Genomic DNA, 24,721 nt, shown 5'->3' with positions numbered 1-24,721 from the left:
GTGGCCGTTTGCGTTTGTGCGGCAACGGGATCCGACCCCGCCAGCGGCGCTGAGCGTGGCAGCGCCCCGGAATGAAGCGAATTGTAATGTTGTTGGGAATTATTTACATTTGCATCCTGCGCGGTAACCGCGCGTCTCCCGGATGAACCTGACCGTGCCCGAAGCCGCCGCCCCGGGTGCTGGACGACTGTTGCCGCCCTTCCCCGCCTCAATGCTTCGAGCCCATCATGTCCCTGACCTTCCGTAACCGCCTGCCCCGCCGTGCGCTGCTGCCGGCCGCTTTGCTTGCGTCACTGGCCCTGCTGGCCACGCCCAGTGCGTTCGCCGCCGCCGACGGCACGGCCGACGCCAAGACCCTGGACCGGGTCAGCGTGCGTGCCGAGCAGTCCGCTCCGCCTGCCAGCACCACGCGCCTGCCGATCACCCTGCAGGAAACCCCGCAGTCGGCCACCGCGATCAGCCTGCAGCGCCTGCAGGACGAATCGCTGTTCAGCATCAACGACGTGATGCGCAACGTGACCGGCGTCAGCGTGTCCTTCTATGACACCCAGCGCCCGCTGTACTACGCACGCGGCTTTGCCATCACCGACTTCCAGGTCGACGGCATCCCCACCTACAGCGGCTCGACCAACCAGGAATACGACACCGCCTTCTACGACCGCATCGAAGTGATCCGCGGTGCCAACGGCCTGCTCAGCGGCGCCGGCGTGCCGTCGGCCACGGTCAACCTGCTGCGCAAGCGCCCCGGCAAGGAATTCGACGCATCGTTCTCGGTCAGTGCCGGCAGTTGGGACTACCGCCGCATGGAAGCCGACGTGACCGCACCACTGACCGATGACGGCCGCTTCCGCAGCCGCGTGGTCGCCGCCTATACCGATCGCGGGCTGTACTACGACCGCTACGACGAGAACAAGATGGCCGGCATGGCGGTGCTGGAAGGCGATGTCACCGACAGCACCACGGTCACCCTTGGCTACCAGACCCAGGACAACAACCCGACCGGCTCGACCTGGGGCACGGTGCCGTTCTTCGACAACCAGGGCAACTTCGCGCACCTGCCGCGCTCGACCAACCTGTCGCCGAAGTGGAGCTACTGGAAGCGCGAGAGCAACACCGCCTTCGCCAACCTGGAACAGCGCTTCGGCGACAACTGGCTGTTGAAGGTCAACACCGCCTACACCCGCGGCAACGTGCAGAACGTGCGCCTGTACGGCACCGGCAACCCGGACCCGGTGACCGGCGCGGGCATTTACCTGCGCGCGGCCGCCGGCGATTCCAAGGACACCCGCCGCAATGTCGATGCCTACCTGACCGGCAGCTTCCCGCTGTTCGGCCGCGACCACGACCTCACGGTCGGCGCGCAATGGTCGGACCTGGAAGGCACCACGAACACCGTGGCGCTGAACTTCCCGACCGACTGGGCCCGCTGCGGCAGCGAACGCTGCTACTACATTCCCAACGTGCACAGCTGGAACGGCGACATCTCCGAGGTGACCTACACCCGTACCGGCGCACGCCGCGTGGCCAAGACCACGCAGAGCGGCGTCTATCTGGCCACCCGCCTGCACCTGGCCGATCCGCTGTCGCTGATTGCCGGTGCGCGCCTGAGCCGATGGGAAACCCTCAGCCGGTCCTACAACGCGGCGGGTGCCTACACCGGCACCAGTGGTGCCTACAAGGTGAGCGATGAGGTCACCCCTTACGTGGGCCTGGTCTATGAGATCACCCCGAACGTCTCGGCCTATGCCAGCTACACCGAGATCTTCAATCCGCAGAACTACAAGGACCGCAACGAGAACCTGCTGGCGCCGGTGCAGGGTTCGAACCTGGAAGCGGGCATCAAGACGCAGTGGTTCGAGGGCCGCCTGACCGCCAATGCGGCGGTGTTCGAAGCCAAGCAGGACAACTACGCGGTGCGTGACATGGGGGTGCCGGAAGGCACGCTGAGCGACGGCAGCTCGGCCTACATCGGCGTCAACGGCACCAAGGCGCGCGGCTGGGAGATGGACGTCAACGGCGAGATCCTGCCGGGCTGGACGGTCAATGCCGGCTACACCCACGTCAAGGTGACCCGCGCGGCCACCGACCTGCTGTACGCCAATCCGCCCAAGGACCTGCTGCAGTTCAACACCCAGCTGCAGCTGCGCGGCGCGCTCGAGCGCCTGAGCGTCGGCGGTGGCCTGCAGTGGCAGAGCAGAGTGCAGGGCTACAACATCGCCTACCCGCTCGGCGGCACGGTAACGGTGAACCAGCCGGCGTACACCCTGGTGCAGTTCAACGCCAACTACCGCATCAGCGACAACTGGACCGCGACGCTGAGCGTGCGCAACGCGCTGGACAAGACCTACTGGGCCAACCTGGACTACAACAACTACGGCGAGCCGCGCTTCGTGTCGGCCAGCCTGCGCTGGAAGTTCTGAGCGACTGGAAAGGGCCGCGCCGGCCGCTGGCCGGCTCCCCGTCCTCCTGCATCGCGTGGAGCCGGCCAGCGGCCGGCACTACCCGGATCCCTGAATGGGCCCGCCTCGCGCGGGCCCTTCCTTTTGCTGCACTGCAGGTTGCGCCCGCCCTCATAATTATGGCGTAATTATTTCACCACCCATCGGAAGCCGGTCGATGAACCCGAGCTGGGATACGTTGGAATGCAGTCGCCAGACGCGCCTGGAACGGGCCGCGCCATGGGCCCGGGGACGCAGCGTTGCCGCCGGTGACATCGGCGACCTGCTGCATGCGCTGCTGGAGCCCGGCGACAAGGTCTGCCTGGAAGGCAACAACCAGAAGCAGGCCGATTTCCTCGCCCAAGCGCTGGCCGACCTCGACCCGGCGCGGGTCCATGACCTGCACATGGTGCAGTCGGTGCTGTCCCTGCCCTCGCACCTGGATGTATTCGAGCGTGGCATCGCCTCGAAACTGGACTTCTCGTTCTCCGGCCCGCAGTCCGTGCGGCTGGCCAACCTGGTGGCCGAGGGGCGCATCCAGATCGGCGCCATCCACACCTACCTGGAGCTGTTCGGCCGCTACTTCATCGACCTGACCCCGCGCGTAGCGCTGGTCGCAGCACAGGCCGCAGATCGCCACGGCAACCTGTACACCGGGCCGAATACCGAAGACACCCCGGTGATCGTCGAGGCCACGGCGTTTGGTGGCGGCATCGTCATTGCCCAGGTCAACGAGATCGTCGACACCCTCCCCCGCGTCGATATCCCCGCCGACTGGGTCAACTTCGTGGTGCAGGCGCCGCGTCCCAACCACATCGAACCGCTGTTCACCCGCGACCCGGCGCAGATCTCCGAGATCCAGGTGTTGATGGCAATGATGGCGATCAAAGGCATCTACGCCGAGTACGGCGTCAACCGCCTCAACCATGGCATCGGCTTCGACACGACCGCCATCGAACTGCTGCTGCCCACCTACGCCGAATCACTCGGGCTGAAGGGAAAGATCTGCCAGCACTGGGCGCTCAATCCACATCCGGCGCTGATTCCGGCGATCGAATCGGGCTTCGTGAAGTCGGTGCATTCCTTTGGTTCCGAACTGGGCATGGAGAAGTACATCGCCGCACGCAGCGATGTGTTCTTCACCGGTGCCGATGGCTCGATGCGCTCCAACCGCGCGTTCTCGCAGACCGCCGGCCTGTATGCCTGTGACATGTTCATCGGCTCGACGTTGCAGGTCGACCTGCAGGGCAACAGCTCCACCGCCACCCGCGACCGCATCGCCGGGTTTGGCGGCGCGCCGAACATGGGCTCGGATGCACGTGGTCGCCGCCATGCCAGCGACGCCTGGATCAAGGCCGGCCAGCAGGCCGCGCGCCCGGGCGAGATGCCGCGCGGGCGCAAGCTGGTGGTGCAGATGGTGGAGACCTTCCGCGAGCACATGGCACCGGCCTTCGTCGAACAGCTCGATGCCTGGGAACTGGCCGAGCGCGCGCAGATGCCGCTGCCGCCCGTGATGATCTATGGCGACGACGTCAGCCATGTGCTGACCGAGGAAGGCATCGCCAACCTGCTGCTGTGCCGCACCCCGGAAGAACGCGAACAGGCGATCCGGGGCGTGGCCGGCTACACCGCAGTGGGCATGGGCCGCGACCGCGCGATGGTGGAGAACCTGCGCGACCGCGGCGTGATCCGTCGTCCCGACGACCTCGGTATCTCGGTGCGCGATGCCAGCCGTGACCTGCTGGCGGCGCGGTCGGTGAAGGACCTGGTGCGGTGGTCCGGCGGCCTGTACGACCCGCCCAAGCGCTTCCGCAACTGGTAAGGGGCTGAGCATGGAAACCCTCGACTATCGATTCGACGGCCGCACCCGCGTGCAGTTCCCGCACGATGCGGTGCTGGTGGGCGTGCTGGCTTCGGGCAACCTGGAGATCCTGCTGGAGCCTGTGGCACAGGAGGGTGCGATGACCGTGCGCATCATCACCGCTGCGCAGGGCTTCGGCAGCATCTGGCAGGCCGTGATCACCGACTTCGCGCAACGCCATCCGCTGCGCGACGTGCGCGTGTCGATCAATGACGCCGGTGCCACCCCGGCGGTGGTCAGCCTGCGCCTGGACCAGGCCGTGGAAACCCTGCTGGCCGGAGGCAAGCCATGAGCCACGTACAACGCCACAGCTATTACGAAGCCGATGCACGCGAACGCATTGCCGGGCTAGTCGACGCGGGTTCGTTCCGCGAGTTCCTCGGCCCGGCACGGCGGATGACGAGTCCGCACCTGGCCCAACTCGACCAGCCCGCGGCGTTCGACGACGGCATCGTGGTCGGCGAAGCCACGCTGCGGGGCAAGCGCGTGCTGCTGGCCGCACAGCAGGGTGCATTCATGGGCGGCGGCGTGGGCGAGGTGCACGGCGCCAAGCTGACCGGGCTGCTGCGCCGCGCCGCCGACACCCGGCCTGACGGCGTGCTGCTGCTGCTGGATACCGGCGGCGTGCGCCTGCACGAAGCCAATGCCGGGCTGATCGCCATTTCCGAAATCATGCGCGCCACCCTGGGTGCACGCGCTGCCGGCGTGCCGGTGATCGCGCTGATCGGCAGCGGCAACGGCGCCTTCGGCGGCATGGGCATCGTCGCCCGCTGCTGCACCACGGTCATCATGTCCGAAGAGGGGCGCCTGTCGCTGTCCGGCCCGGAAGTGATCGAGACCGTACGCGGCGTGGAAGAGTTCGACTCACGCGATCGCGCGCTGGTCTGGCGCGTGACCGGTGGCAAGCACCGGTACCTGATCGACCAGGCGCAGGTGCTGGTGCCCGACACCATCGCAGCGTTCGCGCAGGCCGCAGCCAATGCGCTGCAGCCCGACACCAGCAGCAACGATACCGACACGGCGCTGAGCGCCCTGCAGGCCCGCCACGCCGCGTTGAAGGCACGCGTGCAGGCCTGGGGCGATTGCCGCGACGGTCTGGAGATCTGGGCCCGCCAGGGCATCGCCGAACCCGAGCGGCTGCCAGTGCTGGACACCGATGCCTTCCTCGCCGCCACCGATGGCCGGAGCCTGCCATGACTGCACCGCTGCAGACCCTGTTCGATGCGCTGTTCCCTCGTGGGCACGCCATTGCGGTGGACGATTCGGTACTGACCGGCAGCGCAGCCACCGACGATGGCGAGGTGACCGTGATCGGCACCACCGACCGCATCGAGGTCGGCGTCGACCATGCGCTCATCCTGGCCGAAGCCGTGCTAGCCAGCACCGCCGCGCACCCGCAGCGGCCGATCGTGATGTTGGCCGATACCGCCGGCCAGCGCCTGGCGCGACGCGATGAGCTGCTGGGCATCAATGGCTACTTTGCACATCTCGCGCAGACGCTCGACCTGGCACGCCGGCGTGGCGCGCGCCTGGTCACGCTGGTCTACGGCGAATCGGTCAGCGGTGGCTTCCTGTCCTTCGGCCTGATGGCCGACCACATCCACGCCCTGCCCGATGCGCAGGTGCGGGTAATGGACCTGCGCGCGATGGCACGGGTGACCAAGCAGCCGCTGGAGAAACTGCAGGCGCTCAGCCAGAGCTCGCCGGTGTTCGCACCGGGCGTGGCCAACTACGTGGCGATGGGCGCGGTGGAATCGGTGTGGGAAGGCGACCTTGCCCAGCACCTGCTGCGGGCCCTGCGCGCGCCGGTCGAAGGCGACCTGCGTGCCGCACGCGGCGCTCAGCGCGGCGGTCGCATGCTGGCCGCACGCGTGGCCACAGCCGTGAGCCAGGGCGATGCCTGAGCGGCTGCCCCGCCATACGCTGGTCTGGCTGTCAGCGTACGCCGGCTGGCAGGCAGACATCGCCGCGCATGAACCGCGCTTGGCCGCCTGGTTTGCGCAGGGCCTGCCGGCCATCGTCGCCCGGCGTGCCGCCGACGATGCCGATCCCCGCCTGCGCCTGGGCGTACCGCTGCCCCCCGCCGAGGGCAAACTGCGCCTGGCCCTGCGCGTGCCGGCACACGATGTGCTGCGCACCGCGCCACCACCGGCGCTTCAGGCGGTGCTGGAAGGCGACCTGGTGCAGGACTGGCAGCGCCCCCTGCAGGCACTGCAGGACATCGCCGCGGCGCGCGTATTCGGAGCGTTCGCCTGGCAGCACCTCACTGGACTGCACTATGTGCACGCGCGCTCGGACATCGATCTGCTGTGGCGGATCGACACCACCGCGCAGGCCGATGCCCTGGCTGCAAGGCTGCAGGCATGGGAAACGCGATACGGCCGACGGGTCGATGGCGAACTGTGCCTGGCCGACGGCGCCGCCGTGAACTGGCGGGAATACGCGGGACGCAGTCGCGAGGTACTGGTCAAGCGCCCGGCCGGCGCCGCGCTGGAACTGCGAGAGTCCGTATTCGCCCCCGCCGGGGTGAGCGCATGAACGCCGTTGCGCAGCCGACTGCCAGGCCGGCCGCCGCCGTGGACTGCGCGCGCCTGGGGCGCCTCGCCGTTGCCAGCCTGCATGCAGAACTGGCCCTGGCACCGAAACCGGGACTGGTCACGCCGTTCGACCGCGGCAGCCATCACGACATGGATGCGCGCACCTTCCTGCGCAGCCTGTTCGCGCTGCGCCACTATTTCACCGCGGTGGCCCGCCTCGGTGCAGCCGGGGCGGACTTCGAGGCGATGCGCCGGTGTGGCATTGCCGCCGAAGCCGCGATGCTGCGCGCGACCGGCGGCATCAACACCCATCGTGGCGCGGTCTTCAGTCTCGGCCTGTTGGTGGCGGCCGCCGCGGCCTGCCGGTCCCGCTTGGGCCATGCCGCCACCGGTGAGCAGGTCTGCCTGGAGGTCCGTCGCTGGGCTGCGGACTTCGCACGGGCACCGCTGGATGCAGGCAGCCCGGGCCAACGTGCGCGCGCCCTGCACAAGGTGCCAGGCGTGCGCGAACAGGCCGCCGCCGGCTACCCGCTGTTGCGCGAGGTGGCGCTGCCGGTCCTGCGCGATGCACTGGCCAATGGGCTGGCGCGCGAGGCCGCGATGTGCCACACGCTGATGCAGCTGGTCGCACACACCGACGACCTCAACCTGCTGCATCGCGGTGGTGCTGAAGGCCTGCGCTGGGCGCAGCAGCAGGCCCGTCGTTTCCTGGCCGAAGGTGGTGCCTTCGCACACGATTGGCGGCCGCGCCTGCACGTCATCGCCGACGCCTTCGTTGCACGCCACCTCAGCCCCGGTGGCAGCGCCGACCTGCTTGCCTGCAGCCTGTTCCTGCTGCAGCAGGAGGGCACATGAGCCTTGCCCTGCTCTGCCCTGGACAGGGCGCGCAACATGCGGCGATGTTCGATCGCGTGCGCGACGTTGCTGCTGCGCGGCCGGTGCTCGATGCCACGGACGAACTGCTGGGCCGCGATGCATTCGCCGCCGCGGCGGCCGCCGACCGCTTTGACAATGCGAAGGCGCAGCCGCTGCTGTGCGCGGCCAGCCTGGCGCACTGGCAGGGCCTGCGCGAGGCGTTGCCAACGCCGACAGTGATCGCGGGCTACAGCATCGGGGAGTTGGCCGCGCATGCCATCGCCGGCAGCTTCGACACCCCGACCTGCCTTGCCCTGGCCGCGCAGCGCGCGCGGCTGATGGATGCCGCCAGTCCGGATGGTGCCGGGCTGCAGGCAGTCCTGGGGCTGGACCGCATTGCCGCACAGCGCCTGTGCGATACGCACGGCGCGTTCATCGCGATTGCCAATGGTGATGACCACTTCATCCTGGGGGGTGCACGGCCGTCGCTACTCGCGTTGGCGGCAGACGCACAGGCCTTCGGCGCAGAAATCCGTCCGTTGCCGGTCCATGTGCCCGCGCACACGCCACTGCTGGCCGGCGCAGTGACGTCGTTTGCCGCCGTGCTCGAAGCAGCGCAGATGCAGGCACCACGCCTGCCCCTGCTGGCCGGCATCGACGCGCGACCGGTGCGGGATCGCACAACGGCGGTCCACACGCTGTCGGCGCAGCTGGCGCAGACCATCGAATGGGCGCAGGTGATGCGCCAGGCCTTCGAGCGTGGCGCGCGGGTGTTCCTGCAGCTGGGCCCGGGCAACGCATTGGCGCGCATGGTCGCGCCGGCCTATCCGTGCTGCGAGGTACGCGCGGCGGAAGAGTTCCAGAGCCTTGAAGGCGCCGCGGCCTGGGTGCGCAGTGCGCTGCAACGGCGGCAGTAACGGGTTCGAGCAGTACGTATCACGCAACACGCTGTACGTCGCCTTACCCCGGGGATGGCGGGTCTCCATCCGCGCTGTACGTGAGTCACGTGTCTGGGAGGGCGCATGAGTCCACAAATCGCAACGATCATCGGTCTGGTGATCATGTTCATCGTCGCCACGGCGATGCCGATCAACATGGGGGCCGTCGCCTTCGCGCTGGCCTTCATCATCGGCGGGCTGTGGGTCGACATGGGCGGCAAGGAGGTCCTGGCCGGCTTTCCCGGCGATCTGTTCCTGACCTTGGTCGGCATCACCTACCTGTTCGCCATCGCGCAGAAGAACGGCACCATCGACCTGCTGGTGCACTGGGCAGTGAAAGCGGTGCGTGGCCATATCGTGGCCATTCCGTGGGTGATGTTCGTGATCACCGCGGTCCTCACCGCGTTCGGCGCGCTGGGCCCGGCGGCGGTCGCGATCATCGGCCCGGTCGCCCTGCGCTTTGCCAAGCAGTACAACATCAATCCACTGATGATGGGCCTGCTGGTCATCCATGGTGCGCAGGCCGGCGGCTTCTCGCCCATCAGCGTGTACGGCAGCATCACCAATGGCGTGGTGCAGAAAGCCGGGCTGGAAGTGACCGAGATGGCGGTGTTCCTGACCAGCCTGGGCTTCAACTTCATGATGGCGACGATCTGCTTCTTCGCTTTCGGTGGCATCGCCCTGCTGCGTCGCGGCTCGATCACCGCAGCAGGAACGATCGGCAGTGCGGAACTGGCGATGGCCGGTGGCCCGCAGGCGTCATCGCGCCAGTTCGCGATCGAAGGCCATGGCGCGCTGGTCGCGGCGGGCGGCGGCACCCTGTCCAACGATCCGGCGGCGTTGGATGCGGTCAGCCTGACCCGGGAGCGGTTGTTCACCCTGATCGGCCTGCTCGGCCTGGGCGTGGCCGCGCTGATCTACAACCTCAACGTCGGCCTGGTCTCGATCACCGTGGCGGTGGCGCTGGCGCTGCTGTCGCCGCAGAGCCAGAAGGGCGCGGTCGACGGCATCAGCTGGTCCACCGTGCTGCTGATCTGCGGCGTGGTGACCTACATCGGCGTGCTGGAACATGCCGGCGCGGTGGACTTCATCGGCAACGGCGTGTCCGACATCGGCATCCCGCTGCTCGGTGCACTTCTGGTCTGCTACGTCGGCGGCATCGTCTCCGCATTCGCCTCGTCGGCCGCGGTGCTCGGCGCAACGATTCCATTGGCCGTGCCGTTCCTGATGCAGGGTCACCTCAGCGCCGCTGGCGTGATCTGCGCGCTGGCGGTGTCGTCCACCATCGTCGATGTCAGCCCGTTCTCCACCAATGGCGCACTGGTGGTGGCTTCGGCAGCCAAGGAAGAGCGCGAGAGCCTGTTCCGTCGCTTCCTGGTGTACAGCGGCCTGGTGGTGGCCCTGGGGCCGTTGCTGGCCTGGCTGGTGTTCGTGGTGCCGGGCTGGATGTAACCGCCATCGGGTCGTGCCGGCCGCTGGCCGGTGCGGCCTGGCGTTACACTCTGCGCATGGCCATTGCCCCTGCCCCGCGGTCACCGAAGAAGCGCGCGCCTCTGTACGAAGAGGTGGCCGAACACGTGCGCGAGCGCATCTACGACTACCGGCTGCCGCCGGGCGAGTGGATCGACGAGCCCGCGCTGTGCGAAGAACTGGGCATCAGCCGTACGCCCCTGCGCGAGGCGTTGAAGCTGCTGGCAGCCGAAGGCCTGGTGCAGATCGATGCCGGTCGTGGCAGCCGGGTCACCCGGCTGACGCTGGAAGACCTCAACCAGCTGTTCCCGGTGATGGCCATGCTGGAAGGCCGTTGCGCCCACGAGGCGGTCAGGCACATCGACGATGCCGGCGTGCAACAGCTGGAGGCCCTGCATGCGGCGATGGAAGCGGCGGCGGCCGAGGGCAACATCGCCGAGTACTACCGCAACAACTACCTGATCCACGAAACCGTGCAGCATTACGCCGGCAATCCGTGGCTGATCCGCATCACCCACGACCTGCACCGCATCCTGAAGATGCATCGCGGCCGCCAGCTGCTGACCCCGGGGCGCACCGCGCAATCGCTGGCCGAGCACCGCGAGCTGATGGAGTGCTTCCGTCGCCGCGACGCGCAGGCCGCCGAACGCACCATGGAACGCCACCTGCTCAGCCAGGGCCAGGCCTTGGCCGCCTATGTGGCGGCAGGCGGGCTGCTGAACGTGCCGGCGCCGTTGCCCGCCGAAGGCGGCGGCTGAGGGGAAGTGGTTGCCGGCCAGCGGCCGGCACTACCGGGACGGGGCCTTGGTTGGGCTGTTGGACGTGCCGTGGGCGCCTGCCCGCCGAAGGTGGCGGCTGAGCGGATGTGGTTGCCGGCCAGCGGCCGGCACTACCGGGACGGGGCCTTGGTTGGGCTGTTGAACGTGCCGGGGGCGCTTGCCCGCCGAAGGTGGCGGCTGAGCGGATGTGGTTGCCGGCCAGCGGCCGGCACTACCGGACGTGAGCTTGGTTGGGCTATTGAACGTGTCGAGGGCGCTTGCCCGCCGAAGGTGGCGGCTGAGCGGATGTGGTTGCCGGCCAGCGGCCGGCACTACCGGGACGTGGCCTTGGTTGGGCTGTTGAACGTGCCGGGCGCGCTTGCCCAGCGAAGGTGGCGGCTGAGCGGAAGAGGTTGCCGGCCAGCGGCCGGCACTACCGGACGTGAGCTTGGTTGGGCTATTGAACGTGTCGGGGGCGCTTGCCCGCCGAAGGCGGCGGCTGAGCGGATGTGGTTGCCGGCCAGCGGCCGGCACTACCGGACGTGAGCTTGGTTGGGCTGTCGAACGTGCCGTGGGCGCTTGCCCGCCGAAGGTGGCGGCTGAGGGGATGTGGTTGCCGGCCAGCGGCCGGCACTACCGGGTCGTGGCCATGGTTGGGTAGTGCCGGCCGCTGGCCGGCATCCCGTAACGTCTCGTCAATCGCCACCACCGCAGCTGCCGCCGTCGCCGCTGCCACCGTCGCTGCCGCAATCCGGGCTGCCATGGCTGTGCTGGCTGGCGCCGTCGCCGGAGTAGCCGCCCGCGTGATCGTAGCCACCGCCGAGACTGTTGTCGCCCCGGATCCCGGAGCCGTCGGCCGTGGCCACCGCCATGCACAGGATCGCGCCGACCGCCGGCAGCAGCCAGACCAGCAGCAACTGCACGGTCCGGCCGCCCGCCGACAGGCCATCGCGCCTGGCGATCACCACGGTGGCCACCACGTTCAGGCCCAGCACCAGCAGCACCAGCAGAAGGGCAACGATCAGCATTCGGCGACTCCGTGCCTGGACTGCGGGCATTATGGCCTGCCCCTCCGGCAATGGCCCTGCCCGTCATGAAGATGGGACAATGCAGGGCGCGCCGGCCTGCCTGCGGGCCGCCGGCGCCCCCCGCACCACACGGAAGAAGAAGAACAACAACATGCTGAAAGTCATTTTCGATACCGACCCGGGCGTCGACGACGCCCTGGCCCTGCTGTACCTGCACAAGCACGCCCAGATTGACCTGATCGGCGTCACCACCACCTTCGGCAATGCCTCGGTGGAGTCGACCACGCACAATGCGCTGTACCTGAAGCAGGCCTGGGGCTTTGCCGCTCCGGTCGCACGTGGCGCCGAAGGCCCGCTGCAGCCGGAGGCCACCCCGGAAGCCTGGCCGGTGCACATCCATGGCCACAATGGCCTGGGCAACCATCCGGTGCCGGCCCATCTGGACGTGGCCGCCGATGCGCGCCCGGCCCATCAGCTGATCATCGATCTGGTCCGCGCCCATCCGGGCGAAGTGACCCTGGTCGCGGTCGGCCGCATGACCAACCTGGCGCTGGCGCTGCAGCAGGCCCCGGACATCGCCGGCCTGGTACGCGGGGTGGTGATCATGGGCGGCGCCTTCCATGTCAACGGCAACATCACCCCGGCCGCCGAGGCCAACATCTGGGGTGACGCCGAAGCCGCCGACGTGGTGTTCACCGCCAGCTGGCCGGTCACCGCGATCGGCCTGGACGTGACCACCCGCGTGGAAATGAACCGTGACGGCCTGGACACGCTGGCTGCGATCGGCGGTGCCGATGCCGAACTGGTGCGCGCGCTGTCGCAGGACTACGTGGACTTCTACCTGCAGGCCGGCCACAAGGGCATGGTCGTGCACGACTGCTGCGCCTGCATCGCGCTGACCCGACCGGAGCTGTTCCAGTTCGAACGCGCCAGCGTGCGCGTGGCCACCGACGGCGTTGCCCGCGGCATGACGATTCCCAAGCCGGAAGGCCTGGCATTCGGTCCCAGCGTGTGGGACGGCCACGTGGTGCAGTCGATCGCCATCGGCGTGGATGCGGCCGCGGTACTGGCCGACATCGAGCAGACCCTCAAGGTCTGACCCGCTAGCGCTTGGCCCTGCCCGGGACCGTCTCGGGCAGGGTCCACAGCACCGGCAGCACCAGCACCGCCACCAGCGCGATCATCGCGCCTGGCGCTGCTGCCCAGCCGCTGCGTTCCACCCACCATTGCGCCAGCCACGGCGTCGCACCGCCGAACACCGCCGTAGCCATGGTTACGCCCAGCGCCAGACCGCTGACCCGGCCTTCGCCGGGAAACTGCTCGGCCGTGGCCGGTGCCGCCACCGCGCTTACGCCGCCGGCCACGCAGGCCAGCAGCACCGCAGCCAACGCGATACCCAGCGGCGGCGCCTGTGCCATCCACGCGAACAGGGACAGCGGCAGCAGCGCCGCCAGCACGGTCAGGCCCAACAACATCGGCCGTCGTCCGACCCGGTCGGACAACGCGCCACACAACGGTGTGATGGCGATGACCGCGACCGCCGCGATCGTCGACAGCCACAGGGCATCGCCCTCATCGTGGCCGCGCGCATGCAGGAAGGCCGGTACGTAGGTGATGCCCACGTAGTAGGTGATCGATCCCAAGGCGGAGATCGCAAAGGTGCGCGCCACCGCCAGCGGGTGGTTGCGCAGCACGTGCCGAAGCGGCGTGGCCGGGATGCTGCCCTCTCGCCGCTGGCGTTCGAACTCGGGCGATTCGTGCATGCCCGCGCGCGCAACCAGGATCACCAGAGCCAGCGCCGCGCCGACGAAGAACGGAATGCGCCAGCCCCAGCTGTCCAGCTGCGCGGTGGGCAGCAGCGCCACGGTAATCGCGGAGATTGCTACCGCAAGCAGCGCGCCCACCTCACTGGCCGCCGAGGCCAGCGAGGTCACCAGGCCCCGCCGTCGCGCCGGTGCGCTTTCCAGCAGGTACGCCACGACACCGGTGTATTCGCCGCCCACCGAGAACGCCATCACGCAGCGCAGTGCCAGCAGCAGCACGCCCGCCAGGGTGCCTGCGGTGGCCGCGGTCGGCAGCAGCGCGGTGGCCAGCATCGCCGCAGCCATCAACGCCATCGAGGCCAGCAGCATCCAGCGCCGGCCAAGCCGGTCACCCAGGTGGCCAAAACACAGCGCGCCCAAGGGGCGCATCAGGTAGGACACGGCAAAGCCAGCCAGGGTGACCAGCAGGGCCTGTTCGCCGCCACCGAAGAACACCCGCGACAACACCGTGGCGAAATACAGGTACAGGGTGAAGTCGTACCACTCCACCACCGTGGACAGGCCCGCCACCCACATCGAGCGCTGCCGCGCCGCGGTCATTGCCTCTTCGCCTTCAACAGCTTCGATCCTGGTTGGGCACGTTGCATGCAGCGTGGCACGAACGGGGTGAAATACCGGTCATCGGCCATCCATTGCCGGCATGTACTGGATTTCATGGCCGGTGACGCCCCCGTCGTCGAAGCGGAAGCAGGCGTGCGCCGGCCCGCGAACCCAAGGACCGAGCAACTCAGCCCGGCAACTGCAATTCCGCCCGCAGCCCGCCGCCCTCCCGGTTGTACAGCTGCAGCGAGCCACCCAGCGACTGCGCCAGCTGCACCGCGATGGCCAGTCCCAGGCCAGTGCCACCGGTATCGCGGTTGCGCGAGCTTTCCAGCCGATGGAACGGCGCCAGCACTGCCTGCAGCTGGTCCTCGGGAATGCCAGGGCCACGGTCGGAAATGCTGATCCACACTCTGCCGGCGTCATCACGGCCGGCCTCGATCTCGGCGGCACCGGCGTAACGCAACGCGTTGTCGACCAGATTGCCGACCACCCGGCGCAGCGGCTGCGGCCAGGTCTGCACGACCAGTCCAGCGGGCGCACCACCACTGACCGGCTTGCCCACGTCCTCGTAGTCGCCGACGACACTGGCCAGGAATGCGCCCAGGTCCATCGCCACTGGCGCGCCACTGGCGACGTGGCTGCTGCGCGCATAGGCCACGCCCTCTCGCACCAGTTGCCCCAGGTGGTCGAGGTCGGCCAGCAGCCGCTGCTGGGTGCTGTCTTCAGGCAGGGCCTCCACCCGCAGCTTCATGCGCGTGATGGGGGTCTGCAGGTCATGCGAGATCGCGGCCAGGATCTGCAGGCGCTCACTGACATGGCCACGAATGCGTGCCTGCAGTGCGTTGAGCGCGGCCGCCGCGCCGCCCACTTCCGCAGGGCCATCTTCAGGCAGTGCCGGCCCGTCCTTGCCCGGCTGCAGATGCTCGACCGCATGCGACAGCTGCTGCAGCGGCCGCATGGCCAGGCGCACCGCCAGCCACGCGCACACCAGCAGCAGCGCCAGCTGCACCAGCAGCACGGCGGGCAACCAACGCGCCAGCGGCAGCCCCGACGGCGTGACTTCAATGGTCACGGGGGTGCCGTCGTGCAGGCGCAGTTCCACCTCGAACCGCTCCGGCAGGCGAGCCACCTGGCGCGCCTGCAACGGATAGCGGTGCTGCAGGCTGTCATCGATGACCGTGGTGACCTGGCGTGCGCGATCGGTCTGCAGCCCGGGTCCGGCCGCAGCCGGGCGCAGCAGGTAACGGTAGGTGCGCCGCTCCAGTCGCGGCACCCAGGCCGCGCGCTGGTCTGCGGGCAGGTGTTCCAGCAACGCGACGCTCACGGCCACATCCTCGTCGAGGTTGCGCAGCATCATGCTGCGGGTGGACTGGTCGCGTTCGAAGAACAGCAGGCCGAACGACAGTGCGTGGGCCAGCGCCAGTCCGCCCAGCAGCACCAGCAGCAGCCGCGCCGACAGCGTGCGCGGCCAGCGTGGGCGGCGTGCGGCGGTGTTCATTCGTCCGGCCCCAGCAACTGCACCGGCACGCTGAACACATAGCCTTCGCTGCGCACGGTCTTGATGTAGGTCGGCTCGCGCGCGTCATCCCCCAGGCGCTGGCGCACGCGGCTGACCAGCAGGTCGATCGAGCGATCGAACAGTTCGGCATCGCGACCCTGGGTGAGGCTGAGCAGCTGGTCGCGGCTGAGCACCCGATTGGCGTGGTCGAGGAACACGCGCAACAGGCGGAACTCGGCGCCACTGAGTGGATATGCGGTGTCCTGCGCATCCAGCAGATGGCGTGCGGTGGTATCCAGGCGCCACTCGCCGAAGGCCAGCTGGCGACCGGCTTCGCTCACCTGCAGATTCGGCGGCAACATCCGGGTGCGGCGGATCACCGCAGTGATGCGTGCCAGCAGTTCGCGCGAAGAGAACGGTTTGGTCACGTAGTCGTCAGCGCCCATTTCCAGCCCGATGATGCGGTCGGTTTCGTCGTCGCGGGCGGTCAGCAGCACCACCGGCACGGCGCGATGCTTGCCGGCGCGCAGGTTGCGGCACAGGCTCAGGCCGTCCTCGCCCGGCATCATCACGTCCAGCACCACCAGATCCACGGCATGGGTATCCATCAGCGCGCGCATGGCCCGGCCACCATCGGCCTGGCTCACGCGCAGGCCGTTGCGTTGCAGGTAGTCGGCCAGCATCTGGCGGATCTCGCTGTCATCGTCGACGACAAGGATATGCGGTACGTGATTCATTGCGGTCTCGATGAAGACGGAGGTCAGGGCCGTGCGACGCGGCCATGGTAGCGCGGCTCAGGGGCTGGCCAGCAGGCGCTGGATCTCGGTTTCAGTGCGTGCGTAGTCGCCCTCGCCGTAGTGGCGGTAGACCACCCGCCCCTGCCGGTCGAGCAGGTACAGCGCGGGCCAGAAGCGGTTGCCCCAGGTGTTCCAGATCCGGTACTGGTTGTCCTGCACCACCGGCCAGGTGATATCCAACCGCGTGATGGCCTTGCGCACGTTGCCAGGCAGCCCTTCATAGGCGAACTCCGGGGTATGCACGCCGATCACCCGCAGCCCCTGCGGCGCGTAGCGTGCATGCCACTGGTGTACATACGGCGCCACGTTGAGGCAGTTGCTGCAGGTGTAGGTCCAGAACTCGACCAGCACCACCTGCCCCCGCAACTGCTCCAGTGTGAGCGGTGGGCTGTTGTGCCAGGGCCCGCCACCATCGAACCCGGCGGCGGGAACGGCCTGGGCCGGCTGCGCATCGGCCTCCGGGCTGGGCCAGGCCATCAACAGCGCAGCCCCACCCAGCAGTCCCATCAGCAACGGCAGCGCGTACGCACGCAGCGCGGTCATCGCTCAGCCCCCCTGCTCGGCCAGCGGCAGCTCTGCCGGCTTCACTCCCGCCGCTTCCAGGATGCTGTCAGCCACCTGCGCCGGATGCGAAAGCAGCGACACATGGCTGCTGCCGATCGATTGCAGCTGTGCACCGATGCGACGTGCGGTCGCGGCCTGCAGCTGCGGCGACAGCATGCGGTCATCGCGGCTGAGCACGTACCAGCTCGGCTTGCTGCGCCACGCCGCAACGCTCACCACTTCGCCCAGCGCGCTGGCCTTCAACGGGACCTGCGTGCTGTACAGCAGCGTGGCGGACTTCTTCATCACATCCGGCGCGAAGTCCTGGGCGATGGCATCGGCCGGCAACGTCAGGTAGCCATCCCTTTCCTGCAGTCGGGCAACGCCCGGAGCGACCGGGAATCCTTCGCCCTGTTGCGCCGAAGACTGCCCTGCGTCCGGCGCGAAAGCGGCCACGTACACCAGCGACTGCACCTTCGGGTCATTGCCCGCTTCGGTGATGACCGTGCCACCCCAGCTGTGGCCGACCAGCACCACCTTGCCGGGCGCGGCGGCAATCGCGCGGCGGGTGGCGGCGACGTCGTCGGCCAACGAGGTGAGCGGATTCTGCACGGCCACCACTGGCAGCTTCCAGTCCTGCAGCGTGCTGATGACCTTGCTCCAGCTGGAGCCATCGGCGAACGCGCCGTGCACCAGGATGACGGTGGGCGGTGCAGCGGTATCGGCCTGGCCAGCGAAGGCGGGGGCGGCGGTGCCAGCAAGGGCGAGAGCGGCGGCGAGCAACGAGGTACGGATCATGGGGAAGCACTCCGGTGTTGGGAGTGGCCATTTCCGCCTGCCGGTGTATCGGCGCTGTTTCTCCGTGGCGCGGAGTTGTACCGGACTGTAGGGCGAAGGCGGGTTTCTACAGTGGGATACATTCCGGCGCCGGTCCTGGCCGGGCACTGCCGGGTGGATATCGCCCCCCGCACGCGGGCGCGCAACGCCCCGATGTGGCTCAACGCATCGTCTTTGTATCTGACTGTACGAAACCCGGGCGCGGCCACAGTCGCTGACAAAACCCCGGGCAACGGCACACGTTGCCGATACCTGCGCCGCCTGAAATGGCCTCCATCGACCACTGGCCCGCATGACACCACCATGATCAGCACCGCCTCTTCCGTATATACCCCCCGACTGGACGCCGTCGGCCGCTGGCTGTCACCGCTGGCGCTGCGCACGCTGCTGGCCTGGGAGTTCTTTGAATCCGGCCGCGAGAAGCTGGGCGGCCAGAACTGGTTCGCCGACCTGGAAGGCCGCTTCCCGTTCCCGTTCTCCACCCTGCCCGCGTCGCTGAACTGGCAGCTGGCCACGTGGCTGGAACTGGTGGGTGCAGTGATGCTGCTGCTCGGCCTGGCCACGCGCTCGGTGGCCTACGTCTTCTGGGTACTCACCATCGTTGCCATCGCCGCCGTGCACTGGCCCGACCAATGGAACGGCCTGGGTGAACTCTGGCAGGGCTATGCGATCACCGACCAGGGCTATGGCAACTTCAAGCTGCCGCTGCTGTTCCTGGCCATGCTGCTGCCGTTGATCCTCAACGGCGGTGGCGCACTCAGCGTGGACCGGCTGCTGGCCGGCCCCGGCCGCGCCACGGCAGGCAATGACGGCCTGGGTTGGGGCGTCAGCCTGATCGCCTTGCTGCTGCCGGTTGCCGCGCTGCTGCCCGGCATCGGCTTCGGCGGTGCCCTGCTCGGCGGTGTGCTGCTGCTGGGCCATCTGCTGCGCCGTCGCCGCGCCGCCTGAGCCGAATCCCCTGTTCCCGCGCGCTTCGCTTTCCGTCGCCTCTTCGGCGGCGTCCATCCCGCACGCCCCGCGTGCTTTCCCAAGGAGTCACCACCATGTCCATCTCGACCAAGAACACTTCTTCCTCCCGCCTGCCGCGCATCGGTGCCATCGGCATCGCCCTGGCCGGTGGCCTGCTGCTGGCCGGCCAGGCCGCGGCGATACAGCCGCTGGCGATCAGCGCGGTGGCCATGAGCGCCGCCGCCGAAGGCAAGTGCGGTGAAGGCAAGTGCGGGGCCAACAAGACCACCACCGGCAAGCCCGCCGGCAAGGCCAAGGTAGCCGAGGGCCAGTGTGGCGAAGGCAAGTGCGGCGACGCCTCGTTTGCGCGCACCGACCGCGACCACGACGGCCGGGTCTCGCGTGCCGAGTTCAACGCTGTGGCTGCCACGCGTGCCGCCGAATTCGACCGCATCGACACCGACCACGACGGTTACATCAGCGAACAGGAGGCGCACGACTACCTGCGCAGCGTCTACACCGCCAACGGCAAGCCGATGCCCAAGGGCCTGTTCGCCCGCGTTGCCGACTGATCGACGTCCAACCGGCGCCGCCATCAGGGCGGCGCCCTCTCGCTGGAGCATCCGCCATGTCCCTGCCCCTGCCCCCCACTGCTGCCGGCCTTGGCCTGCGCCGCGGACTGATCGACGAACTGCTGGCAACACCGGCCGGCAGCATCGACTTCCTTGAGGTCTCCCCCGACAACTGGATCGGCGTCGGCGGTGCCCATGGCGCCGCGCTGCGCCAGCTGAGCGAGCGGCACCCCTTGACCTGCCACGGCCTGTCGCTGTCGCTGGGCGGTCCTGATCCGCTGGACCGTACCCTGCTGGCGCAGACCCGTGCCTTCCTCGACCTGCACCAGGTACAGCTGTACAGCGAACACCTGAGCTACTGCGCCGCCGGTGGCCACGTCTACGATCTGCTGCCACTGCCATTCACTGCCGAGGCCGTTCACCATGTCGCCGGTCGCATCGTCCAGGTGCAGGACGTGCTGGGCCGGCGCATCGCCGTGGAGAACATCTCCTACTACGCCGTTCCCGGCGCGGACATGAGCGAGATCGACTTCATCAACGCCGTGCTCACCGAGGCCGACTGCGACCTGCTGCTGGACGTCAACAACGTCTTCGTCAACGCCTGCAACAACGGTTACGACGCCTTCGAATTCCTGGCCCGCGTGCCGTCCCAGCGTGTCGCCTCGCTGCACGTGGCGGGCCACTTCGATGAAGACGATGGCTTCAAGATCGATACCCATGGTGCGCCGGTGAAAGGCGTGGTCTGGGCGCTGTTGCGCGAGGCCTACATGCGGGTGGGCGTGCGTCCCACGCTGCTCGAACGCGACTTCAACTTCCCGCCACTGGCCGAGCTGCTGGCCGAGGTTGCGCAGATCCGCCAGGTGCAGGTTGAGGCATGTTGGCCGGAGGTGGCCCATGGCTGAGTCGTTGGCCACCCTGCAACGGCGTTGGGCCGACCATGTGCGCGACCCATCAGTGGCCGCACCCCATGGCATCGAGGCACGCAGGCTGGCGGTATACCGCCGCCTGTGCATCGACAGCCTGGACACTCTGCTGGCCGGCAGCCTGCCGCACCTGCGACAGCAGTTGGGCACGCCGCGCTGGCGCGACACGGTGGAGCACTACTACGCCCGCCACACCTGCCAGACCCCGTTGTTCCCACGGATCGCCGACGAGTTCGCGGCCTGGCTGGCGGTGCAGGACACGCTGGCACTGCCGGGCTGGGCGGCGGAACTGGCGCACTACGAGAGCACACGGCAGTCGCTGTACATCGAAGCGCGTGACGCCGGGCGTTTGCTGCAGCGCGTACCCGAGGACAGTGATGTGCTGGCGGTGTCGCCGTTGGCAAGAGTGCTTGGCTACCAGTGGCCGGTGCACGAGGACGAGGGGCCGGGGTCGGTGCTGAGCGCTGCGCCCACGCTGCTGCTGATCCGGCGCCTCGCCGATTTCAGCCTGCAGGTCGAGCAACTGTCGCCGCTGGCCTACGCGCTGCTATCGGTCTTCGGTGACGACGGCGCGCCGGTGGATGAGGCACTGCAGGTGTTGTCCGAAACACATGGCGTGGCAACGGATGCATTGCGCGTGGCCTGCGCGCCCGTTCTGGACGAACTGTGCGCGGCAGGCGTGCTGGTTGCATTGCCTTCTTCCTGAGGTTGCCGGCCAGCGGCCGGCACTACCCGTTCCCTGACCGGCCAGCGGCCGGCACTACCCGTTCCTTGACCGGCCAGCGGCCGGCACGACCCGTTCCTTGACCGGCCGGCGGCCGGCACGACCCGCCCCCTACTTCGAGGTCTCACCATGGCTGCATCCAATACTCCCTTCCTGCACGGCTGGCGCCTGTTCGTGGCCATCGCCGTGGTCCTGATCGCGTTCGCGCTGGCGGCCTTCGCCCTGCATCCCGATGCAGCCGAAGGCAGCCGTGCGGCGATCCGGGTCACTGCACGCACGTCGTTCCTGCTGTTCCTGGCGGCGTTCACGGCATCGTCGTTCGCCAGCCTGCTACCGGGCCCATTCACCCGGTTCCTGCTGCGCGAACGGCGCACCGTCGGTTTGTCCTTCGCGTTCTCGCACCTGCTGCACGCAGTCGCCATCACCAGTTTCGGCATCCTCAATCCGGCGTTCTGGCCTGCACGATCCGCGCTGGCCAACCTTCCAGGCACGGTGGGCTACCTCGCCATCCTGGCGCTGGCCATCACCTCGCACCGGGGGCTTGCCCGGCGCATGGGGCCCACCGCCTGGCGTCGCCTGCACGTCACCGGCATGTGGATCATCGCGGCGGTGTTCACCTACTCGTACTTCAAGCGCGTGCCGGGCAACGTCTGGTATGCGGTGCCGTCGGCACTGCTGTTCACCGCCTTCGTGGTGCGCTGGATCGCCAAGCGGGCGCAGGCGCTGCGCCGAAGCGCGCATGCGCGGCCACCGCTGCGGACGGCCTGACGACCCGGGGCCAGATCCCTTTCCCCAGGAAAAGGGATCTGACCCACTTCAGGTCACGGCGCGCGGCGCAGTGTCACCAGGGTGATCTCCGAAGGCACGCCGATGCGTGCCGGGAAACCGGCCCAGAGGCCCGCACCATTGCTCACGTACAGCGTCATCCCATCCACGTCGTAGCGGCCGGAGACGAAGCCACCATTGGCCCGCTTCACCAGTTGGTCCATGCCGATGATCTGCCCGCCGTGGGTATGGCCGGACAGCTGCAGTTTGACGCCGCGCGCCGCTGCCGCACGTGCATTGCGCGGGCGGTGATCGAGCAGGATCACCGGCGCGGCGGGATCGGCGCCGGCCAAGGCGGCGTCCAGATCCGGCAGCGGCAGGCCGTAGCGTGCGGCCACCGGATCGGTGACCCCGGCAATGGTCAGCGCCGCGTCGCCACGCCGCACCTGCAGGTGGCTGTTCTCCAGCACCTGCATGTGCAGCGCGCGGAACGCCTGCATCCATGCCTGGTACTGCGCGTAATACTCGTGGTTGCCGGTGATGGCGACGACACCGTCCGGCGCCCGCAGATCCGCCAGTGGGCGCGCGTCGTCACGGCGGGCCTCGACACTGCCGTCGATCAGATCGCCGGTGATCACGATCAGGTCCGGCGTCAATGCGTTGCTCTCATCCGCCACCCTGCGCACCCAGTCGCCGGTCAGCAGACGACTGGCATGGATGTCGGTCAGCTGCAGCACGCGATAGCCGTCGAACGCAGCGGGCAGCCCGGCAATGCTCACCTCGATCTGCCGGGGCTGGGGCACTGCCATGCCCTGGCTGACACCATAACCACTGACCAGCAGGGCCAGCACGCCAGCCGCCGGCCGCAAGCGCCGCGTGCGCAATGCGGCGACCGCACGAGGCCAGCGCAGCAGGCGGGACGCGAGCAGGCCCACATCCATCGCCAGTATCAGCAACGCCAGCAGCAACACCGCCGTGGAGCCGGTGGCCAGCGTGGCGATGGCCAGCTTCGGAATTTCCGGCGACGCCATCGTGCCCCAGAAGGTGGCGACGATACGCAGCTGCACGGCTACGCCCACCAGCAGCAGCGACAGCACGACCTTCAGCCAAGTGGGCATGCGAAGTGGCCAGAACAGGCGCCAGGCCACATACAGGCCCATCAACAAACCGATCGTACTCAGCACTGCAACCATCCTGGAAAGAAAGCGGGCCGCCATGGTGACGGCTGCGGGTCGTGTTGTGTAGAGCCGAGTCCAGGCTCAGCGTCTCAGCATGCAGCCGAGCCTGGGCTCGGCTCTACAACAACAGGTGGTCAGGCCATTCCGTCGAGGCGTTCCACCCGCAGGCGGGCGATACGGCGCTTCTCCATCGCCAGCACGGTGATGCGCACGCCCGCCACCTCCACCGCATCGCCGATGTCCGGCAGCCGGCCCAGCTGCTCCAGCACCAGCCCGGAGATGGTCATGTAGTCGGCACTGCGCGGCAGCGACACGCCGGCCAGGCGCTGCAGGTCGTCCAGGGTCAGTGCACCGTCGGCCTCCCACTGGCCCTCGCCCTGCGCGACCACGCCATAGCGCTCGTCCTGGGTATCGACCAGGTCACCGGCAATCGCCGCCAGCAGGTCGTTGGCGGTCACCAGTCCTTCCACGCTGCCGTACTCGTCCACCGCCACGGCCAGCGGCACCGGATGCTGGCGGATCAGCTCCAGCGCCTGCAATGCGCTGGCGCTGGACAGCACGTACTGCGGCTCACGCAGGTTGCCTTCCAGCTGCAGCGGCCTGCCCTGCAGCAGGTCGGCCAGCAGGTCGCGGCTCTGCACCACGCCACGCAGGCTGTCCAGGTCACCCTCACCCACCAGCAGGCGGGTATGCGGCGATGCCACCAGGCGCGCCACGACGTCCTCCTGCCCACGCGCCAGGTCGATCCACTGCACGTCGGCGCGCACGGTCATCACGCTCGACACCGGGCGATCGGCCAGGCCGAGCACGCTGCGGATCATCTCGTGTTCGGCCGGCTGCAGGCGCTCTTCAGCGTCCACCTGCGCGTCCACGCCTTCATCGTCCTGGCCATTGGCCGGGCGCGCGCCGAGCATGCGCAGCACGGCATCGGCGGTGCGCTGGCGGAACGGCAGGCGGCGCTCGTTGCGCTCGCGGTTGAAACGCACCCACTGGTTGAACGCCTCGACCAGGATCGAGAAGGCGATCGCTGCGTACAGGTAGCCCTTCGGGATCTTGTAGCCCAGCCCTTCGGCCACCAGGCTGAAGCCGATCATCAGCAGGAAGCCCAGGCACAGCACCACCACCGTGGGATGCTTGTTGACGAAGCGGGTCAGCGGCTTGCTGGCCAGCAGCATCAGCGCCATGGCGATGGTCACGGCCGCATACATCACGCCCAGGTTGTCGACCATGCCGACGGCAGTGATCACCGAGTCCAGCGAGAACACCGCATCGAGCACCACGATCTGCGCCACCACCATCGCGAAACTGGCGTAGACCTTCCTGCCGTCCTCGTGATGTTCGCGGCCTTCCAGCCGTTCGTGCAGCTCCATGGTGCCCTTGAACAGCAGGAACAGGCCACCGCCCAGCAGGATCAGGTCACGCCCGGAAAAACTGTGGTCGAACAGCGTGAGCAGTGGCGCGGTCAGCTTCATGATCCAGGCCAGTGCAGCCAGCAGCACCAGCCGCATCAGCAGCGCTAGCGCCAGGCCGATCACCCGCGCGCGGTCGCGCTGGTGCGGTGGGAGCTTGTCGGCCAGGATCGCGATGAACACCAGGTTGTCGATGCCGAGAACGATCTCCAGCACGACCAGGGTTGCAAGGCCCATCCAGATCGAGGGGTCAGCCAACCATTCCATTTCAGGTCC

At 68.4% G+C, this 24,721-nt stretch carries 24 protein-coding genes; 16 read left to right on the top strand and 8 right to left on the bottom strand.

Annotated features, from left to right (window positions below):
* Nucleotides 1–227 precede the first annotated feature (227 nt).
* From LRM18_RS16845 to LRM18_RS16800, 10 genes are all read left to right on the top strand, one after another.
* Nucleotides 228–2,420, top strand: coding sequence for a TonB-dependent siderophore receptor (locus LRM18_RS16845; RefSeq protein WP_270955097.1), 2,193 nt, complete (start codon nucleotides 228–230; stop codon nucleotides 2,418–2,420).
* A gap of 196 nt (nucleotides 2,421–2,616) precedes the next feature.
* Nucleotides 2,617–4,260: a malonate decarboxylase subunit alpha gene (mdcA, locus tag LRM18_RS16840; RefSeq protein WP_270955096.1), complete on the top strand. Its 1,644-nt coding sequence runs from the start codon at nucleotides 2,617–2,619 to the stop codon at nucleotides 4,258–4,260.
* Between the two features lie 10 nt (nucleotides 4,261–4,270).
* Nucleotides 4,271–4,591 (top strand): malonate decarboxylase acyl carrier protein, encoded by a 321-nt coding sequence (mdcC, locus tag LRM18_RS16835; RefSeq protein WP_130768389.1) that lies wholly within the window; start codon nucleotides 4,271–4,273, stop codon nucleotides 4,589–4,591.
* Nucleotides 4,588–5,496 carry a biotin-independent malonate decarboxylase subunit beta gene (locus LRM18_RS16830; protein ID WP_270955095.1) on the top strand — a complete coding sequence of 303 codons (909 nt, stop codon included), beginning with the start codon at nucleotides 4,588–4,590 and terminating at the stop codon, nucleotides 5,494–5,496. Before mdcC ends, LRM18_RS16830 begins: the two co-directional genes overlap by 4 nt.
* Nucleotides 5,493–6,203: a biotin-independent malonate decarboxylase subunit gamma gene (gene mdcE, locus LRM18_RS16825; RefSeq protein WP_270955094.1), complete on the top strand. Its 711-nt coding sequence runs from the start codon at nucleotides 5,493–5,495 to the stop codon at nucleotides 6,201–6,203. Before LRM18_RS16830 ends, mdcE begins: the two co-directional genes overlap by 4 nt.
* On the top strand, nucleotides 6,196–6,837 hold the full coding sequence (mdcG, locus tag LRM18_RS16820; RefSeq protein ID WP_270955093.1) for a malonate decarboxylase holo-[acyl-carrier-protein] synthase: 642 nt from the start codon (nucleotides 6,196–6,198) through the stop codon (nucleotides 6,835–6,837). Before mdcE ends, mdcG begins: the two co-directional genes overlap by 8 nt.
* The gene (gene mdcB, locus LRM18_RS16815; protein WP_150827372.1) at nucleotides 6,834–7,691 is read left to right on the top strand and encodes a triphosphoribosyl-dephospho-CoA synthase MdcB; all 858 of its coding nucleotides are present in this window, start codon (nucleotides 6,834–6,836) and stop codon (nucleotides 7,689–7,691) included. The genes mdcG and mdcB overlap by 4 nt, the downstream gene beginning before the upstream one ends.
* Entirely contained in the window at nucleotides 7,688–8,608 is a 921-nt protein-coding gene (mdcH, locus tag LRM18_RS16810) for a malonate decarboxylase subunit epsilon (protein WP_270955092.1), read from the top strand. Before mdcB ends, mdcH begins: the two co-directional genes overlap by 4 nt.
* A gap of 105 nt (nucleotides 8,609–8,713) precedes the next feature.
* Nucleotides 8,714–10,081 (top strand): SLC13 family permease, encoded by a 1,368-nt coding sequence (locus LRM18_RS16805; protein WP_049465216.1) that lies wholly within the window; start codon nucleotides 8,714–8,716, stop codon nucleotides 10,079–10,081.
* Nucleotides 10,082–10,137: 56 nt separating this feature from the next.
* A complete protein-coding gene (locus LRM18_RS16800; protein ID WP_270955091.1) occupies nucleotides 10,138–10,857 on the top strand; it encodes a GntR family transcriptional regulator in 720 nt (239 codons plus the stop codon).
* A 695-nt stretch (nucleotides 10,858–11,552) separates the two neighbouring features.
* Here LRM18_RS16800 and LRM18_RS16795 read toward each other — a convergent pair.
* Complete coding sequence (locus LRM18_RS16795) at nucleotides 11,553–11,885, bottom strand: hypothetical protein (protein WP_049469722.1); 333 nt, start codon at nucleotides 11,883–11,885, stop codon at nucleotides 11,553–11,555.
* Nucleotides 11,886–12,036: 151 nt separating this feature from the next.
* On the opposite strand from LRM18_RS16795, the gene LRM18_RS16790 reads away from it, so the two are divergent.
* Nucleotides 12,037–12,984, top strand: a complete 948-nt coding sequence (locus LRM18_RS16790) for a nucleoside hydrolase (protein ID WP_182067502.1) — start codon at nucleotides 12,037–12,039, stop codon at nucleotides 12,982–12,984.
* Nucleotides 12,985–12,988: 4 nt separating this feature from the next.
* Here LRM18_RS16790 and LRM18_RS16785 read toward each other — a convergent pair whose 3' ends face one another.
* From LRM18_RS16785 to LRM18_RS16765, 5 genes are all read right to left on the bottom strand, one after another.
* The gene (locus tag LRM18_RS16785; RefSeq protein ID WP_270955090.1) at nucleotides 12,989–14,248 is read right to left on the bottom strand and encodes an MFS transporter; all 1,260 of its coding nucleotides are present in this window, start codon (nucleotides 14,246–14,248) and stop codon (nucleotides 12,989–12,991) included.
* A 187-nt stretch (nucleotides 14,249–14,435) separates the two neighbouring features.
* Nucleotides 14,436–15,749, bottom strand: a complete 1,314-nt coding sequence (locus LRM18_RS16780; RefSeq protein ID WP_270955088.1) for a HAMP domain-containing sensor histidine kinase — start codon at nucleotides 15,747–15,749, stop codon at nucleotides 14,436–14,438.
* Entirely contained in the window at nucleotides 15,746–16,486 is a 741-nt protein-coding gene (locus tag LRM18_RS16775; protein WP_053462431.1) for a response regulator, read from the bottom strand. The genes LRM18_RS16780 and LRM18_RS16775 overlap by 4 nt, the downstream gene beginning before the upstream one ends.
* Nucleotides 16,487–16,543: 57 nt before the next feature.
* The gene (locus tag LRM18_RS16770; RefSeq protein ID WP_053462430.1) at nucleotides 16,544–17,089 is read right to left on the bottom strand and encodes a redoxin family protein; all 546 of its coding nucleotides are present in this window, start codon (nucleotides 17,087–17,089) and stop codon (nucleotides 16,544–16,546) included.
* A 3-nt stretch (nucleotides 17,090–17,092) separates the two neighbouring features.
* Nucleotides 17,093–17,887, bottom strand: coding sequence for an alpha/beta hydrolase (locus LRM18_RS16765; protein WP_270955087.1), 795 nt, complete (start codon nucleotides 17,885–17,887; stop codon nucleotides 17,093–17,095).
* Between the two features lie 342 nt (nucleotides 17,888–18,229).
* Here LRM18_RS16765 and LRM18_RS16760 point away from each other — a divergent pair, with 342 nt between their 5' ends.
* The 5 genes from LRM18_RS16760 to LRM18_RS16740 all read left to right on the top strand — a co-directional run bounded on the left by LRM18_RS16760 (nucleotide 18,230) and on the right by LRM18_RS16740 (nucleotide 21,861).
* On the top strand, nucleotides 18,230–18,874 hold the full coding sequence (locus LRM18_RS16760) for a DoxX family protein (protein ID WP_049469733.1): 645 nt from the start codon (nucleotides 18,230–18,232) through the stop codon (nucleotides 18,872–18,874).
* Nucleotides 18,875–18,969: 95 nt separating this feature from the next.
* Nucleotides 18,970–19,446, top strand: coding sequence for an EF-hand domain-containing protein (locus LRM18_RS16755; protein ID WP_130768398.1), 477 nt, complete (start codon nucleotides 18,970–18,972; stop codon nucleotides 19,444–19,446).
* Nucleotides 19,447–19,502: 56 nt separating this feature from the next.
* A complete protein-coding gene (locus LRM18_RS16750; RefSeq protein ID WP_270955086.1) occupies nucleotides 19,503–20,348 on the top strand; it encodes a DUF692 domain-containing protein in 846 nt (281 codons plus the stop codon).
* The gene (locus LRM18_RS16745; RefSeq protein WP_270955085.1) at nucleotides 20,341–21,075 is read left to right on the top strand and encodes a putative DNA-binding domain-containing protein; all 735 of its coding nucleotides are present in this window, start codon (nucleotides 20,341–20,343) and stop codon (nucleotides 21,073–21,075) included. Before LRM18_RS16750 ends, LRM18_RS16745 begins: the two co-directional genes overlap by 8 nt.
* 147 nt (nucleotides 21,076–21,222) lie before the next feature.
* Nucleotides 21,223–21,861 (top strand): ferric reductase-like transmembrane domain-containing protein, encoded by a 639-nt coding sequence (locus tag LRM18_RS16740; RefSeq protein WP_270955084.1) that lies wholly within the window; start codon nucleotides 21,223–21,225, stop codon nucleotides 21,859–21,861.
* Nucleotides 21,862–21,914: 53 nt separating this feature from the next.
* Here the strand turns inward: LRM18_RS16740 and LRM18_RS16735 are convergent, their stop codons facing one another.
* Nucleotides 21,915–23,051, bottom strand: a complete 1,137-nt coding sequence (locus tag LRM18_RS16735; protein ID WP_270955083.1) for a metallophosphoesterase — start codon at nucleotides 23,049–23,051, stop codon at nucleotides 21,915–21,917.
* A 119-nt stretch (nucleotides 23,052–23,170) separates the two neighbouring features.
* Complete coding sequence (locus LRM18_RS16730; protein WP_270955082.1) at nucleotides 23,171–24,712, bottom strand: TerC family protein; 1,542 nt, start codon at nucleotides 24,710–24,712, stop codon at nucleotides 23,171–23,173.
* Nucleotides 24,713–24,721 lie beyond the last annotated feature (9 nt).

It is taken from the genome of Stenotrophomonas sp. PI_27, assembly GCF_027854495.1.
GTDB classification, from domain to species: Bacteria; Pseudomonadota; Gammaproteobacteria; order Xanthomonadales; family Xanthomonadaceae; genus Stenotrophomonas; species Stenotrophomonas pavanii.
The sequence above is the reverse complement of the archived record's forward strand: the minus strand, read 5'-3'. Positions and strand labels throughout refer to the sequence as shown.